This is a genomic window from Mesorhizobium sp. M0830 (genome assembly GCF_040319965.1).
Classification (GTDB): Bacteria; Pseudomonadota; Alphaproteobacteria; order Rhizobiales; family Rhizobiaceae; genus Mesorhizobium.
In genome coordinates this window covers 31,102-45,572 of record NZ_JAMYOR010000008.1, presented here as the reverse complement: position 1 = coordinate 45,572, position 14,471 = coordinate 31,102, and the positions used below count along the sequence as shown (strand labels likewise).

Below are 14,471 nucleotides of genomic sequence, written 5' to 3'. Positions count from 1 at the left end.
CTCTTCGGACCTGGCTTCAGGGTCATGCGAGGGCGGAGCGCAAGAGATTAGCTGAACTAAATTGGGATGAGAACAAATGCTAGCGATTGATAGTGCCTGTTCCGGCCGCGAAATCCGGCTGCCAAAAACCTCCTCGGCAAACACGGTGAGATCGAAGCCTTCCCGGGCGCTCTGGGCGTGGTCTCACCCTTCGATCCGCCACCGATCATACCGTGCACGCCGGCTTGGACGAGCGGCTCCAACACAGCCGCGAAGCCATTGCGATCTATCTGACTGTCGGGGCCCAGAGGCGATGTGGGCCGAGTGGAGATACTTTCGAACTTCAAGACGATCTCTCCAGGGTTACCTGAGAGGTCGCCGAAGGCTAGTTCAGAACCATTGGTTGCTCGCCTTCGTCTGACTGAGACCGTGGTGGGTAGAGTGCACATGGCTCCACTCTTGGCCCGCCGGCACCTGTCTTCTGCTACAGGTGCCGGCGGGTCATGGCCAGCCTTGGGAGCTAACTCAGGCGTCCAGCCAGACGTTCTGGAGATCCATCTCGAAGGTTTGATGGATGCTGTAGTTTTTCACCTTCTTGTTCGTGTGGCTGTAGAGCTTCTGCCAGAACGGCTGGATGATAACGCCCGAATCCTGCAGGATCTGCTCGACGTCCTTCATCACCTCGCGGCGCTTCTCTAAGTCGACGAGCGACAGAGCCTGCTTGAGCTTGGCATCGAAATCCGGATTCGAATAGGCCGATTCATTCCAGGCCTCGCCGGTGCGATAGCCGAGCGCCAGCACCTGGACCCCAAGCGGACGCATGTACCAGATGGTCATCGAATAGGGATATTTCGTCCAGTCGTTCCAGAAGGTCGAACCCGGGAGCACCGTGCGCTTCACCTTGATCCCGGCATCGCGCAACTGGCCAGCGATCGCGTCGCCGGTGTTCTTTTGCCAATCGTCCTCGACGGTGATCAGTTCATGCTCGAAGTCGGCCTGTCCGGCCTCGGCCATCAGCTTCTTGGCGCCGGCGGCGTCGCGCGCCTTCTTGGGCAGCGCGTAATATTCCGGGTGGATCGGGGCGACGTGGTGGTTCTCGCCGACGGTCCCTCGCCCGGCATAGCCGAGTTCGAGCACGGCATTGTTGTCCACGGCCATTTGCAGCGCGTTGCGCACCCGTTGGTCGTCATAGGGTTTGTGGGTGATGTTGGTGCGGGCAACGAGTGTCGTCGCGGTCGCCACCTCTGTTTTCACCAGATCCATCTTGTCGAGAATGTCGATGAAGTCGGCCGGTGTTTCGAAATTGAGATCGATCTCGCCAGAGTCGAATGCATTGATCGAGGCGTTGAAGTCGGTGCCGTAGTCGATGAACTCGACACTGTCGAGCGGCGCTTCGCCGCCCCACCATTTGCCGTTTTCACGGCGCTTGACCATCGCCTTCTGGCCGACCGCATAGGACACCAGTTCGAAAGGCCCGGTACCGATCGGCTTCTTGATCGGATCAGCACCGTCGGCATCGAAATTGCGATGGACGACAAGTGCTGGATAGTCGGTGAAGTTCGGGATCAGCGAGATATCCGGTTCGTTCAGCTTCAGCTTGACCGTGTTGTCGTCGACCTTGGTGATCGCACCGTCCCTGGCCTTGCCGGTCTTGGCGTCGATCAGCGCCCCGACGCGCGCGGCCATGGAATTGCCCGCGGCAGCCTTCTCGCACCAGCGCGTCAGATTGTAGACCACGTCGTCGGCATTGAACGCATCGCCATTGTTCCAGGTGACGCCCTTGCGCACGTGCAGGACATATTCGGTGGCGTCGTCGTTGACCTCCCAGCTTTCGAGCAGCACCGGCTCGAAAGTGAATTCTCTGGTATAGCGGACAAGCGGCTCCAGCCAAGTGCGGGTGATGTTTGCCATCTCCACCCAGTCATAGGTGCGCGGATCCTTTTGTCCCTTCACCGACATCGATATGTGCAGCGTCCCGCCCTTCTTCGGCTCTTCGGCCAGGGCCTGTTGCGGCACGGCAAGGCCGATCATGCCGTAGGCAAGGGCCGTCGATGCGCCGAAGGCGCTTGCCAGCGCAAAAAACTCGCGTCGGTCCACACGGCCCGCGCGCGTCTCTAGTGCCATCGCATCGATGGCGCTTGGAACACGATCGCCGTTGCTTCGAAAAAAGCTCATTGTTAAATTCCCCAGTTGACGTTCTCAATTCCTCTCGTAGTGTCCTCGACAGGCGGAGAAGAAAGAAGCCGGCGCGTGAGCCGCTCAGCGCCCGACTATTGCTGGATGCGCGGCGATTGCCCTAATGCAAAAATCTCACGCCCGTGTTGACTAAAACGCACTCGGCTCCTGACAACATGTCTGCGGTTCGGATTGTCCGTCGCGCTTGCATGTCCGCCACTTCGAGAAAGGCGGTCGAGAGCAGTGGCGGACCTTCGGAAAGACTATAGAAGCGAGCGAATGTGCAGCTCTATCGTGGCTGTTGCTGGCTATGATGCCGAGGGGCCGATTTGCGGTGGTGAGAAGTTTTCCTCCCGAGGTGCATGAACTTCTCTCAGGTCGGGCTGGCAAGCGATCCAAGGGCGATCCTGCAAGTGGGAGGCAAATCTTTTCTCGAAAAAAAGTCAATCGGCAGGTTACTTTTTTGCGATGTGTACTATCGCGGTTCCATGTTAGCGAACTTCTGCTTGGTCCGGGCGAGAAGAACGATCCTTTGAGCAAGCAAGTTACCCGCTGATCGCATCCGAAGCCTGTTTGACGACCAGCCCGCCCGCGACGGCAGGCAAGGCGTTGGAGCCGGCTCAAACCCCAACCCCATCGGCAGGGGGCCGCCATGCTTTCTTTCGTTATCAGGCGTCTCGGCACCATGGCATTGACGATGCTGTGCCTGACGATGGTCGTCTTTTTCCTGATCAACCTCGAACCCAACCTGAAGAAGCTGGCGATCGGCCAGACGGAAATGCATACCTCCGCCGAGCAGCTCGAGAGTTGGCTGGTCAACCATGGCTACCGCCAGAACTTCTTTGTCCGCTATGGCCAGTGGCTCGGCCTCATGCCCAAGCAGCCGGTGACCGACCCGGCGACGGGGAAGCCCATACAGCGCTTCTCCTTCTGCAATGATCCGCTGGTGCCAACCTTCTCCGGCATCCTGGAAGGCGATTTCGGCTGCTCGACCAAGTTCAAGACGACTGTCGCGTCGAAGCTGTTTCCGGCGTTGAGCGCCACCGGCATCCTGATGCTCTGTGTGCTGTTGGTGATGGTGCCCATATCGCTGCTCATCGGCATCCTTGCCGGCATGCGCGAAGGCTCCCGAACCGATCGGGTGCTGTCGGTGGCCTCGATTGCCTCGACGGCGACGCCTGAATATGTGTCGGGTGTCATCTTCACGGTCATCTTCGCCTCGTGGCTAGGCTGGCTGAACGGCTCGGCGGCCTCGGCAAGCCAGGGCATAACCTTCTATAATTTCACGCTGCCGGTGATGACACTGGCGATCTACGGCATCGGCTACATCGCCCGCATGACGCGCGCCTCGATGGTCGAGGTGATGACGCAGCAATATATCCGCACGGCCCGGCTGAAGGGCCTGTCCTTCGGCAGCGTCGTGGTCAAGCACGCGCTGCGCAACGCGCTGATTGCGCCGTTCACGGTCATCATGCTGCAATTTCCCTGGCTGCTCACCGGCGTCGTCATCGTCGAGGTGATGTTCCGCTACCAGGGCTTTGGCTACACGCTGGTCGAGGCGGCCGGTAACAACGACATCGATCTTTTGCTCGGTTGTTCGCTGGTTTCGGTGTTCATCGTCCTGATCACCCAGCTCATTTCCGATGTCGGCTACGCGTTTCTCAATCCGCGTATCAGAGTTCAGTAGGGGGTCGGGCGGATGCAGGTCGAATATCTCAGCGGCTTCAATGTCGTGCTTGGCGTTCTGGCGCGTTTCTGGCCGGTCTGGATCGCACTCGCTCTGGTGATGGGGGCGAGCTTTACCTACAAGAAGAGGCTCGGTCTCTACGGCCAGCTGTTCGACAGCGGCGTCGGCATTGTCGGCGTCGGTATCTGCCTGTTCTGGCTGTTCACGGCGATCTTCGCATCGACCATCTCGCCCTTCGATCCGCTGGCCCAGATTCCGATCATGAAGGACATGCTGCCGGGTGCGATCGAACCGCAGTCGGGGCTCGCCTATCTGTTCGGCGGCGACAAGCTCGCCCGCGACGTGTTTTCCCGCATGGTCTATGGCAGCCAGATCGTGCTGATCATCGCGCCGGCGGCGACTGGTTTTGCGCTGATGGTCGGCATCACGCTTGGCCTGCCGGCCGGCTATTATGGCGGCAGGATCGACACCGTGCTGTCGTTCCTGGCCAATCTGGTGCTGGCCTTCCCGGTGATCCTGCTGTTTTACCTGCTGGTGACGCCGGGCATCATGGATACGCCGATCCCATACGCCATGGCCGGGCTGTTCTTCCTGTTCCCGATCATCTTCTTTTCGGTGCTGTTCTGGACCCGCTACAAGAACCGGCCGGACCGCCTCTATATATTGCTCGGGCTGACGCTGATCATCGGCGGCTGGGTCTATGCCGGCCTGGTGTTCGACGCCGATCCGTTCAAGATCATCCACATCGATCCCAACCAGCTCAACATCTTCGTGGCGGTAGTGTTCGCCTCCAGCCCCGGCGTATTCCGCATCGTGCGCGGCCTGGTGATGGACATCAAGACGCGCGACTATGTGGCGGCGGCGCAGACGCGCGGTGAATCGCCCTGGTACATCATGCTGTGGGAGATCCTGCCCAATGCGCGCGGGCCGCTGATCGTCGATGCCTGCCTGCGCATCGGCTACACCACGATCCTGCTCGGCACGCTCGGCTATTTCGGGCTGGGCCTGGCGCCGGAGAGCCCGGATTGGGGCACCGCGATCAAGGACGCCAGCCGCCTGCTGCGCTCCTTCATCCACCCGGCGCTGCCGCCGACGATCGCGCTGATGTCGTTCGTGCTGGGCTTGAACCTGCTTGCCGACTCGCTGCGCGAACAATCGATGAAAGACTGATCTGCGGGTTTCGGCCCCGCGAGCATGAAAATAGGATTGGAGCGACCCATGAATGAGGCAGTTCGAAATCCCGGCAAGCCGACCCCTGGGCCAACCGTTGCGCCGATCATCGAGATCGAAAACCTGTCGATCTCCTTCTTCACCCGCAAAGGCGAGATACCGGCCGTCATGGATTTTTCCTGCACGGTCATGCCCGGCGAGGCGATGGGCATCGTCGGCGAATCCGGTTGCGGCAAGTCGACCGTGTCGCTCGGTATCATGCGCGACCTCTCCAACATCGGAAAGATCGTCGGCGGCAAGATCAAGTTCCAGGGCAAGGACATGGGCGAGCTGTCCGACGAGGAGCTGCGCGCCATCCGCGGCAACAAGATCGCCATGATCTATCAAGAGCCGATGGCGAGCCTCAATCCGGCGATGAAGGTCGGCCAGCAATTGATGGAAGTGCCGCTGATCCACGACAAGGTGTCGAAGGAGGAGGCCTATACACGCGCGCTGGATATGGTGCGTTCGGTCAAGCTGCCCGATCCCGAGCGCATGATGCGCTCCTACCCCCACCAGCTTTCCGGCGGCCAGCAGCAGCGCATCGTCATCGCCATGGCGCTGTTGTCGAAGCCGGCGCTGCTTTTGCTCGACGAGCCAACGACGGCGCTCGACGTGACGGTGGAGGCGGGCATCGTCGACCTGGTCAAGGGCCTCGGCGAGAAGTTCGGCACCTCGATGATCTTCGTGTCGCACAATCTCGGCCTGATCCTGGAGACCTGCGACCGCATCACGGTGATGTATTCCGGCGAAGCGGTGGAGACCGGCAAGATCAAGGATGTGTTCGACCGGATGCGCCATCCCTATACGCAAGGGCTGTTTCGCTCGATCCCGCTGCCGGGCGCCGACAAGAATTCACGGCCGCTGATCTCCATCCCCGGGCAATTGCCGCTGCCGCATGAGCGCCCCAAGGGCTGCAATTTCGGTCCGCGCTGCCACCATTTCGTCGAAGGCGTCTGCAACGCTGCCGAGATCCCGATGATTGCGGTCGACGGCCATGACGGCCATTTTTCGCGCTGCGTGCGCTTCAACGAGATCGACTGGGAAGCGCTGCCGCCCGGCGCCAAGAAGGTCAATGAGCGCGTCGTGCCCGGCGCGCCGGTGCTCAAGATCGAAGATCTGAGGAAATACTACAAGGTCGGCGGCAGCGAGGTGTTCGGTTCGAGCGAAGGCCGCGTCGTCAAGGCCAACGAGACGATCTCGTTCATGGCGCGCGAATCCGAGACCGTCGCCATCGTCGGCGAATCCGGCTGCGGAAAGTCGACGCTGGCCAAGGTGCTGCTCGGCCTGGAGACGGCAAGCTCGGGCACCGTGACGCTCGGCAACAAGGAGATCCAATCGACCGGCATCGAAAGGCGCAGCGTCGAAACCGTGTCGTCGATCCAGATGGTGTTCCAGAATCCGTTCGACACGCTGAACCCCAGCCATTCGGTCGGTTCGCAGATCATCCGCACGCTGGAAAAGTTCAATGTCGGCAATACGGTGGCCGACCGCCGCAAGCGCATGCTGGAACTGCTCGACCTGGTGAAGTTGCCGCGGGCGTTCGAAACCCGCAAGCCGCGCCAGCTTTCCGGCGGCCAGAAGCAGCGCATCGGCGTGGCGCGGGCCTTCGCCGGCGATGCCAAGGTGGTGGTGGCCGACGAGCCGGTGTCGGCACTCGACGTCTCCGTGCAGGCAGCGGTGACCGAACTGCTGATGGACATCCAGCGCAAGAACAAGACGACGATGCTGTTCATCAGCCACGACCTGTCTGTCGTGCGCTACATCGCCGACCGCGTCGTCGTGATGTATCTCGGCTATATCGTCGAGCAGGGCACGACCGACCAGATCTTTTCGCCGCCCTATCACCCCTATACCGAGGCGTTGCTGTCGGCGATCCCGATCGCCGACACCAGCGTGGTCAAGCGGCACATCGTGCTGGAGGGCGACATCCCCTCGGCGATGAACCCGCCCTCGGGCTGTCCGTTCCAGACGCGCTGCGGCTACAAGAAGCTGGTGCCGGACAATCTGTGCGAGACGAAGGTGCCGCCGGTCAAACATCTCGGCGACGGTCATATGAGCCTGTGCTGGCTGGCCGACGACGTGCTGGCAAAAATGGAGCCGGTGATCAAATTCGACAAGGAACATGCAGCGCATGAGGGCGTGCCGGAAGACGCGCCGCGCGGCTCAGGCGCGACAATTCACAAGTCCAAGGGACCCGAGGTACCGAACTGACGGTCACTATTGGTTCACGGAAGCTCGCAGTCGACCAGGTTCCAGTCGCGATAGGGGCCTTGATCTGGCGGCTGACACCCTGGGCACCACGTTCAATTCCTCAGCGGCATTCGAACTCGCAGTTCAGGCGCCACCTCAAAGCAGATGAGGCGGTTACCAGAAGGGAGACCATTCGGTCCTGGAGTCATGGCTTTTCTTTTCGTGCAGCAAGCGCAGGCGGCACGCAAGAGGTTAGCTGAAGTAAATCGAGGTGAAAATAAATGCTATTGCGCAAAAGATTGAGATAAGAAAATTTCAACTCAAAATGTACGCCATCCGTGGAATTTTCGCATGAACGCCTCGTCGCCGCCGATCCAAGAATTGTTAGCGCGCCGCGTCTCGGGCTATGCCCTCGAGCAGCCCTTTTACACGTCGCCGACGGTTTACCAGCTCGATCTTGAGCACATCTTCTATCAGGAATGGCTCTACGCAATCCCGGCGTGCCAGCTTGCAAAAGCCGGTAGCTATGTGACGACGCGCGTGGGCGCCTATGAGGTGATCATCGTGCGCGCCCGCGATGGTGAAATCCGCGCCTTCCACAATTCCTGCCGCCATCGCGGATCGATGATTTGCAAGGCGCGCGAAGGCCAAGTGGCCAAACTCGTCTGCCCCTATCACCAGTGGACCTATGAGCTTGACGGCAAGCTCATCTGGGCAAATGACATGGGCCCCGATTTCGACATGTCCAAACACGGCCTGAAGCCCGTCCAACTGCGCAATCTAGCCGGCCTGGTCTACGTCTGTCTGTCCGAAACGCCCCCAGACTTTGAACCGTTTGCCAAGCTGGCCCTTCCCTACCTTGACGTCCATGACCTCAACAATGCGAAGGTCGCGCATACGTCGACCATCATCGAGAAGGCCAACTGGAAGCTTGTGTGGGAAAACAACCGCGAATGCTACCACTGCAGCAGCAACCATCCGTCGCTCTGCCTCTCCTTCTCACTCGACCCGGAAGTGGCGGGAGTGTCTGCTGACGGGTCGGTCTCGGCGACGCTTCAGGCGCATTTTGACCGTTGTGAAGGCTCGGGCGCGCCATCGCAGTTCCGCCTTGGCGGCAGCGGTCAGTTTCGACTGGCGCGGATGCCGCTGCAGCAAGGGGCCGTCAGCTACACGCTCGACGGTAAGGCGGCCGTTCACAAGAATCTTGGCCGGGTAGCTCTGCCCGAAGCAGGCTCGCTGTTGATGTTCCATTATCCAACGACCTGGAGCCACTTCCTGCCGGATCACTCCTTGACCTTCCGAGTCACGCCAATCAGCGCCACGGAAACCGAGGTCACAACCACCTGGCTTGTCAACAAAGATGCCGTCGAAGCGGTCGACTACGATCTCAAGCGCCTGACCGAGGTCTGGATTTCAACCAATGATGAAGACCGCGAGATCGTCGAGACCAATCAGCAAGGGATCTTTTCTCCCGCCTATGTTCCCGGACCATATTCGCCGGTTCAGGAAAGCGGTGTGACCCAATTCGTCGATTGGTACGCGAACTGGCTTGAGCGCTCTCAGGCCTCGATGCAATTGGCCGCGGAGTGATCCAATGAACGTGGTCGCAAAACCCAGGCTGGTTTTCTGGACCGACGCGGAAGAACTCGAATGTGCCTCCTTTCTGCCGGAGGCGCCGAACGTCCTGACCTTTTGTTTCCGGTCGCCGACCGGATCGCTGTTCAATTTTGATCCGGGGCAGTTCCTCACTTTGGAACTGCCCACTCCCGGCGGTCCGATCTACCGGACCTATACGATATCCTCATCTCCGTCGCGGCCGACCTCGCTGACCATTACCGTGAAAGCGCAGGCCGACTCTGTCGGAACGCAGTGGATGTTTGACAGCCTCCGTCCGGGAATGCGCCTGCGGGCAATCGGTCCGGGCGGCACCTTCTCGATGGCACATCAGCCAGCCGAAAAGTATCTTTTCATCTCAGCCGGCTCGGGCATCACACCGATGATGTCCATGACTACACACCTGTATGATTCCGGGGTTGATCCGGACATCGTCTTTGTCCACTGCGCGCGCCGCCCTTCTGAGATCATCTTCCGCGAACGGCTGGAGCATATGGCGTCGCGCGTAACCGGCATTGACCTGAAATGGGTGGTTGAACAGACCGATCCATACAGGCCGTGGACCGGTTACAGAGGCATGTTCAACCAGCTGATGCTCGGACTGATGGCGCAGGATTATCTTGAGCGCGAGGTTTTCTGCTGCGGGCCCGAGCCCTTCATGCAAGCCGTCCGCGAGGCGCTGGCCGGTCTCGGTTTCGACATGGCGCATTACCATCAGGAAAGCTTCCGCGCGCCTCTTCCTGAGGCCGAGAAGGTCCCGGATGACTTTGTTCCCGCCGAGAACAACGAGGCCGAGATCGAATTTGTCCTATCCGGTGTCTCCGCGACATGCGTCGAGACGGATACGATCCTGGCTGCAGCACGGGCTGCCGGCCTGGTGATCCGATCGGGTTGCAGTATGGGGATATGCGGGACATGCAAGGTTCGCAAGACCGAAGGCGACGTGCATATGGTCCACAATGGGGGCATCACTGACGAAGAGATTGCCGACGGCTATATCCTTGCTTGCTGTTCCAATCCGGTCGGCCATGTGAAAATCGACGCCTAGCAACCATTCCACGATCTGAGGCGCCCCTGCGAGATCGGCAGCGCCTTGTCGGTCCGCGGCCAATCGAAGTCGATGGATGAAGCTATGATGATTGACTCGCTTCACCCGCACGGCGGTCCTGGCATTTCTCGACCTGTAGCGGGTCCTGGCCGAGCTCAGTGATGCGTCTGATCCACCAAGAGCGCCCAGAAAGCGAACAGCGGCCCATCCAGCGACCTCATTGCGTGTTTGATGCCTGGCGGATTGTAGAATGAACCACCGATGCCCGGCGAAAACCAAGCCTTGTCACCCTGCTTGAACTCGCCATGCGAGAGCACAAGGTAGGTCTCTTCCGGCGGATGATCGTGGTCGGGATACCGAACGTGAGGAGCCATCAACGTGACGCCGAGCCACAGATCGTTTCTGTCCTCGATGCCGCCCGGGCCAAGGATCATCGCGTTGGCGTGACCGTCGCTGAAATTGCTGCTGGCAGACTGGGCGGGATTTGATTTCGGCCGCCATTCGAGCAGCGGCTCAATCGCCTTGAAGCGTTCGATCAAGTTGCGGAGCGTGGACGGGATCGCTTCTTCTGCCAACGCCGAGCCAAGATAAGAACAGACCGGCAAACGGCTCCCTGCCTTGGTCCGCTCCAGCCCGGGAACTTCCGATTGGGCGAAGAGCTGGATGATCGATCTGCGCGATCGCAGGTCGTGTGAGAACTGGTCGAAGGCCACGAACGCCGTGTCTACAAAATATTGCAGGGCCTCACTTCTGTTCATCTCGCAGTCCTTGTTGTGAGCGGACGCTTTGGTCCGTTGCCGGACGTCAGATATCTTTCGCCAGTCGCAGTGCGTCGTAGATCGCGGCGTGGGTGTTGCGCGCTGAAACGGCGTCGCCGATACGAAAGAGTTGGAACTGGCCCTGCGGATTCCGCACCACCGACTGCGGTTGTCCGGCGATGAGCTCATCTTGCGAAATCTCACCGTGATTGGTCGATTTCGGTTTCAGTTCGAAATAGATGTCATCGAGTGGAATGGTGCCGTGATTGACGACAACTTGGTCCACGACCCGCTGTCTCGATATGCCGCCGTAGTCGCTGCCGACGTTTGCAATGAGCTGGTTACCGTTCTTTTCAACAGACTCGAGCCGATAGGTAACCGTGAAGGTCACATCGAGTTTTTGAAGAGACCGCATGTAGGGCACGAGGTTCATAGCCATGACCTCGGGTGAGAACGACCGGTCCGGTGTCATGATCTCGACCTTCGCTCCCGCTCCCGCGAGGAATTCCGCGGCCTGAAGTGCCGCGTGGTCACCGGCGTCATCGAAGATCAGAACATTGGTTCCTGGCTTTACGTCTCCGGAGATGATGTCCCATGAGGACACCACCAACTCGTTGCCCTTGGAAAGGACGTCGGTGTGCGCCACCCCGCCCGTCGCAACGATGACGACATCAGGATTTTCCGCCGCGATGGTTTCTGCTTCCGCCCAGCTATTGAACTTGACGGTCACTCCGTACTTTTCGCACTGGGCAATGCGCCAGTCGATGATGCTCATCATCTCCTTGCGGCGCGGGCTCAGCGCTGTCAGGCGGATCTGCCCGCCAGGGTCGCTGGCGGCCTCGAAGACCACCACCTCGTGTCCTCGCTCGCCCGCCACGCGGGCGGCCTCGAGGCCAGCCGGACCTGCACCGACGATGACAATTTTCTTGCGGGTTTCTGCCTTGGGGACGATGTGCGGCATGGTCAGTTCGCGGCCGGTCGCGGCGTTGTGAATGCAGTATGCCGCTCCGCCCTGATAGATGCGGTCCAGGCAATAGTTGGCACCCACGCAGGGCCTGATTTCGTCTTCGCGTTTTTCGATGATCTTGCGCACGATGTGTGGGTCGGTCATGTGAGCGCGCGTCATGCCGATCATGTCGACCTTACCCGATGCAATCGCGTGGCGCGCTGTCGCGACGTCCGGTATTTTCGCTGCATGGAAGGTTGGGAAGTTGGTTGCCGCACGAATCTCGCCGGCAAAATCAAGGTGCGGCGCATTCGCCATTCCCTGAATCGGAATGACGTCCGTCAGGCCCGCATCGGTGTCAATATGGCCGCGGATCACGTTGAGGTAATCGATAAGTCCGCTTTCCTTGAGCCGCTTGGAGATTTCAATGCCCTCCGACTTGCCAGTGCCGCCGGGGAGACGTTCATCCGCCGTATAGCGCACGCCCAGGATGAAGTCCTCGCCGACCCGGGACCGGATCGCCTTCAAGACGTCCATGCAAAAGCGCATGCGATTATCAAGGGAACCGCCATAGGGACCGTCAAGGTCATTCGTGAGAGGAGACGTGAACTGTTCGAGCAGGTGGCCGTAAGCCTCCAGCTCGACGCCATCCATCCCGCCCGCCTTCATCCGCTCGGCGGCGTCCGCGAAGTCCTTGATGATGCGCTCGATATCCCAGTCTTCAATTTTCTTGGGAAACGCGCGGTGTGAGGCTTCCCGATGATGGGACGGCGCCACGACGGGAAGCCAGTCGCCTTTGTCCCAGCGTGTGCGACGTCCAAGGTGGGTTAGCTGGATCATGATGGCGGCGCCCTCTTCGTGCACCGCATCGGTCATCTGCCGGATCCACGGCACGATCTCGTCCTTGTAGGCGAGCAGATTGTTGAAAACCGGGGGGCTGTCCTTCGAGACCGCCGCGGACCCGGCTGTCATCGTCATCGCCACACCGCCCTTCGCCCTTTCAACTGTGTAGGCAAGATAGCGCTCCTTAGGCATCCCGTCCTCCGGATAAGCCGGCTCATGCGACGTCACGATGATGCGATTGCGCAGCGTCAAATGCTTGAGTTTGTATGGCTGCAGAAGGGGATCGCTCGACATCAGACGGACTCCGGACTGGGATGGCAGGTGCGAACGCTATCTGGAAATGTACATGCATGTCAAGTTTAGCTTCCAGTAAGTCGACAGAGTCGACATAGGTGTACATTTTGCTGGTTTTCAGTTTGACCTTTTGTTAGGCTGGCCGCTCATGGAGCAGATTTCGAACGATAGCGGATGGCGTGGATCGCCGGAGGGATGGCTCGAAGCCGCCTATGACCTGCTTCTGGAATCTGGCGTCGACACGGTGAGAATTTCGCCATTGGCCAAGAAGCTGGGCCTGTCGCGCACCAGCTTTTATTGGTTCTTTAGGGATAGAGAAGAACTGTTGGCTGGCCTCGTGACGCGTTGGCGGGACAAGAACACTGGCAACCTCGTCAAGCAGGCCGAGGCCTATGCCGAAACGGTTGCCGAAGCGATGCTGAACGTTTTCGACTGCTGGCTCGACAAGTCCTTGTTCGATGCCCAGTTCGAGTTCGCAGTCAGAAGCTGGGCGATTCAATCCCCTGACATTCTGGCGGAGGTCCAGAAAGCCGACCAGACGCGTCTCGATGCCATGAGCCAGATGTTCGTCCGCTTCGGCTACAAGGAAAGCTTGGCCGATGTTCGAGCGCGCACCGTCTACCTCGTGCAGATCGGCTACATCTCAATGCAGACCAGGGAAGATCTCACGGCCCGCATGAAGCGCATTCCCGGCTACGTGGAGATTTTTACGGGCGAGGCCCCGCAGCAGCGCGAACTGGATCGGTTTTTCGCCAGACATGACTATTTGGCGGACTGAGGAAGAGTTGCGACAATGAGCGAATCCATGAGCATCGGGATAATTGGTGGAGGAGGCTGGCTGGGACGCGCCTTCGCCGAGGCTATTGTCGATGCACAAGTAGTTGCCGCAGAGCACCTCACGCTCTCCTACAGAAGCGAGGAACCCGACTTTCTGCCAAACGCTACCTGGACCAGGGACAACCAGGAACTGGTGGATCGATCTGATGTCATCATCGTCTCGGTCCGGCCCCAGGATTGGCCTGCCATCGACATTTCTGCGTCCGGCAAGCTTGTCATGTCGGTCATGGCCGGGATCCCTCTCGACCAATTGGCTCGACGTCTCAAGACCGACCGCGTGGTCCGCACGCTTCCGAATGCAGCCGCAGAGGTGCGGAATTCCTATACTCCCTGGATAGGCTCCCAGGGCGTCACCGCGGATGACCGCAATGTCGTTCGCCGGATTCTAGAAGCCTGTGGCGCCGCCGACGAAGTCAAAACCGAAGGAGATATCGACTACATGACCGGCCTTACCGGATCCGGCCCGGCGTTTCCGGCGCTTTTGGCGGCGGCGATGATGGACGATGCCGTCAGGCGAGGAATAAGCCCGGACCTTGCCCGAAGGAGCGTCATCGCGGTGCTGATTGGAGCGGGAAAACTCATCGAGGCTCGCGCAGACAATCCCAAAGACATCGTCCAGACCTTCCTCGACTACCGCGGCACCACCGCAGCGGCAATCGAGGCCATGCGCGCGGCCGGGTTTGAAGCGGCCGTTGCAGATGGCCTTGCTGCAGCGCTTCAGAAATCCGTGAGCATGGGACAGTCCACCTGAGCCCCACCTCCAACACCGCAGGAGTTGCCTTGCTGCTTTGATACGCGAACGGTGTGCTTCTGCTTCATGAAGTCCTTGGCGGCCTCGAGCGCCACAGCCGTCGCGGCAACAGGCGTCGGAGGCGACCGCCCTGCCGC

10 protein-coding genes are annotated in these 14,471 nt (G+C 59.8%); 7 read left to right on the top strand and 3 right to left on the bottom strand.

The genetic code is table 11. The features are described from left to right. Nucleotides 1-504 precede the first annotated feature (504 nt). The gene (locus NKI20_RS07375) at nucleotides 505-2,154 is read right to left on the bottom strand and encodes an ABC transporter substrate-binding protein (RefSeq protein ID WP_352829482.1); all 1,650 of its coding nucleotides are present in this window, start codon (nucleotides 2,152-2,154) and stop codon (nucleotides 505-507) included. Between the two features lie 652 nt (nucleotides 2,155-2,806). Between NKI20_RS07375 and NKI20_RS07370 the strand changes: the two genes are divergently transcribed. From NKI20_RS07370 to NKI20_RS07350, 5 genes are all read left to right on the top strand, one after another. After that, complete coding sequence (locus NKI20_RS07370) at nucleotides 2,807-3,841, top strand: ABC transporter permease (RefSeq protein ID WP_352829480.1); 1,035 nt, start codon at nucleotides 2,807-2,809, stop codon at nucleotides 3,839-3,841. A gap of 12 nt (nucleotides 3,842-3,853) precedes the next feature. Further along, complete coding sequence (locus tag NKI20_RS07365; RefSeq protein ID WP_352829477.1) at nucleotides 3,854-5,011, top strand: ABC transporter permease; 1,158 nt, start codon at nucleotides 3,854-3,856, stop codon at nucleotides 5,009-5,011. 48 nt (nucleotides 5,012-5,059) lie between these two features. Continuing rightward, entirely contained in the window at nucleotides 5,060-7,264 is a 2,205-nt protein-coding gene (locus NKI20_RS07360; protein WP_352829475.1) for a dipeptide ABC transporter ATP-binding protein, read from the top strand. 330 nt (nucleotides 7,265-7,594) lie between these two features. Then, entirely contained in the window at nucleotides 7,595-8,833 is a 1,239-nt protein-coding gene (locus NKI20_RS07355; protein ID WP_352829474.1) for an aromatic ring-hydroxylating oxygenase subunit alpha, read from the top strand. A 4-nt stretch (nucleotides 8,834-8,837) separates the two neighbouring features. Further along, a complete protein-coding gene (locus NKI20_RS07350) occupies nucleotides 8,838-9,905 on the top strand; it encodes an FAD-binding oxidoreductase (protein ID WP_352829472.1) in 1,068 nt (355 codons plus the stop codon). A gap of 155 nt (nucleotides 9,906-10,060) precedes the next feature. Here NKI20_RS07350 and NKI20_RS07345 read toward each other — a convergent pair whose 3' ends face one another. Then, complete coding sequence (locus NKI20_RS07345) at nucleotides 10,061-10,663, bottom strand: dimethylsulfoniopropionate lyase (RefSeq protein WP_352829470.1); 603 nt, start codon at nucleotides 10,661-10,663, stop codon at nucleotides 10,061-10,063. Between the two features lie 46 nt (nucleotides 10,664-10,709). Continuing rightward, entirely contained in the window at nucleotides 10,710-12,746 is a 2,037-nt protein-coding gene (locus NKI20_RS07340) for an oxidoreductase (protein ID WP_352829468.1), read from the bottom strand. Nucleotides 12,747-12,894: 148 nt separating this feature from the next. Here NKI20_RS07340 and NKI20_RS07335 point away from each other — a divergent pair, with 148 nt between their 5' ends. After that, complete coding sequence (locus tag NKI20_RS07335; protein WP_352829466.1) at nucleotides 12,895-13,524, top strand: TetR/AcrR family transcriptional regulator; 630 nt, start codon at nucleotides 12,895-12,897, stop codon at nucleotides 13,522-13,524. 15 nt (nucleotides 13,525-13,539) lie between these two features. Further along, nucleotides 13,540-14,334, top strand: coding sequence for a pyrroline-5-carboxylate reductase family protein (locus NKI20_RS07330; RefSeq protein WP_352829464.1), 795 nt, complete (start codon nucleotides 13,540-13,542; stop codon nucleotides 14,332-14,334). Nucleotides 14,335-14,471: the final 137 nt, after the last annotated feature.

What these genes read in the sequence shown, in the direction of transcription:
- NKI20_RS07375 (WP_352829482.1), bottom strand. Translation starts at nt 2,154, where the DNA reads ATGAGCTTTTTTCGAAGCAACGGCGATCGTGTTCCAAGCGCCATCGAT.
- NKI20_RS07370 (WP_352829480.1), top strand. Translation starts at nt 2,807, where the DNA reads ATGCTTTCTTTCGTTATCAGGCGTCTCGGCACCATGGCATTGACGATG.
- NKI20_RS07365 (WP_352829477.1), top strand. Translation starts at nt 3,854, where the DNA reads ATGCAGGTCGAATATCTCAGCGGCTTCAATGTCGTGCTTGGCGTTCTG.
- NKI20_RS07360 (WP_352829475.1), top strand. Translation starts at nt 5,060, where the DNA reads ATGAATGAGGCAGTTCGAAATCCCGGCAAGCCGACCCCTGGGCCAACC.
- NKI20_RS07355 (WP_352829474.1), top strand. Translation starts at nt 7,595, where the DNA reads ATGAACGCCTCGTCGCCGCCGATCCAAGAATTGTTAGCGCGCCGCGTC.
- NKI20_RS07350 (WP_352829472.1), top strand. Translation starts at nt 8,838, where the DNA reads ATGAACGTGGTCGCAAAACCCAGGCTGGTTTTCTGGACCGACGCGGAA.
- NKI20_RS07345 (WP_352829470.1), bottom strand. Translation starts at nt 10,663, where the DNA reads ATGAACAGAAGTGAGGCCCTGCAATATTTTGTAGACACGGCGTTCGTG.
- NKI20_RS07340 (WP_352829468.1), bottom strand. Translation starts at nt 12,746, where the DNA reads ATGTCGAGCGATCCCCTTCTGCAGCCATACAAACTCAAGCATTTGACG.
- NKI20_RS07335 (WP_352829466.1), top strand. Translation starts at nt 12,895, where the DNA reads ATGGAGCAGATTTCGAACGATAGCGGATGGCGTGGATCGCCGGAGGGA.
- NKI20_RS07330 (WP_352829464.1), top strand. Translation starts at nt 13,540, where the DNA reads ATGAGCGAATCCATGAGCATCGGGATAATTGGTGGAGGAGGCTGGCTG.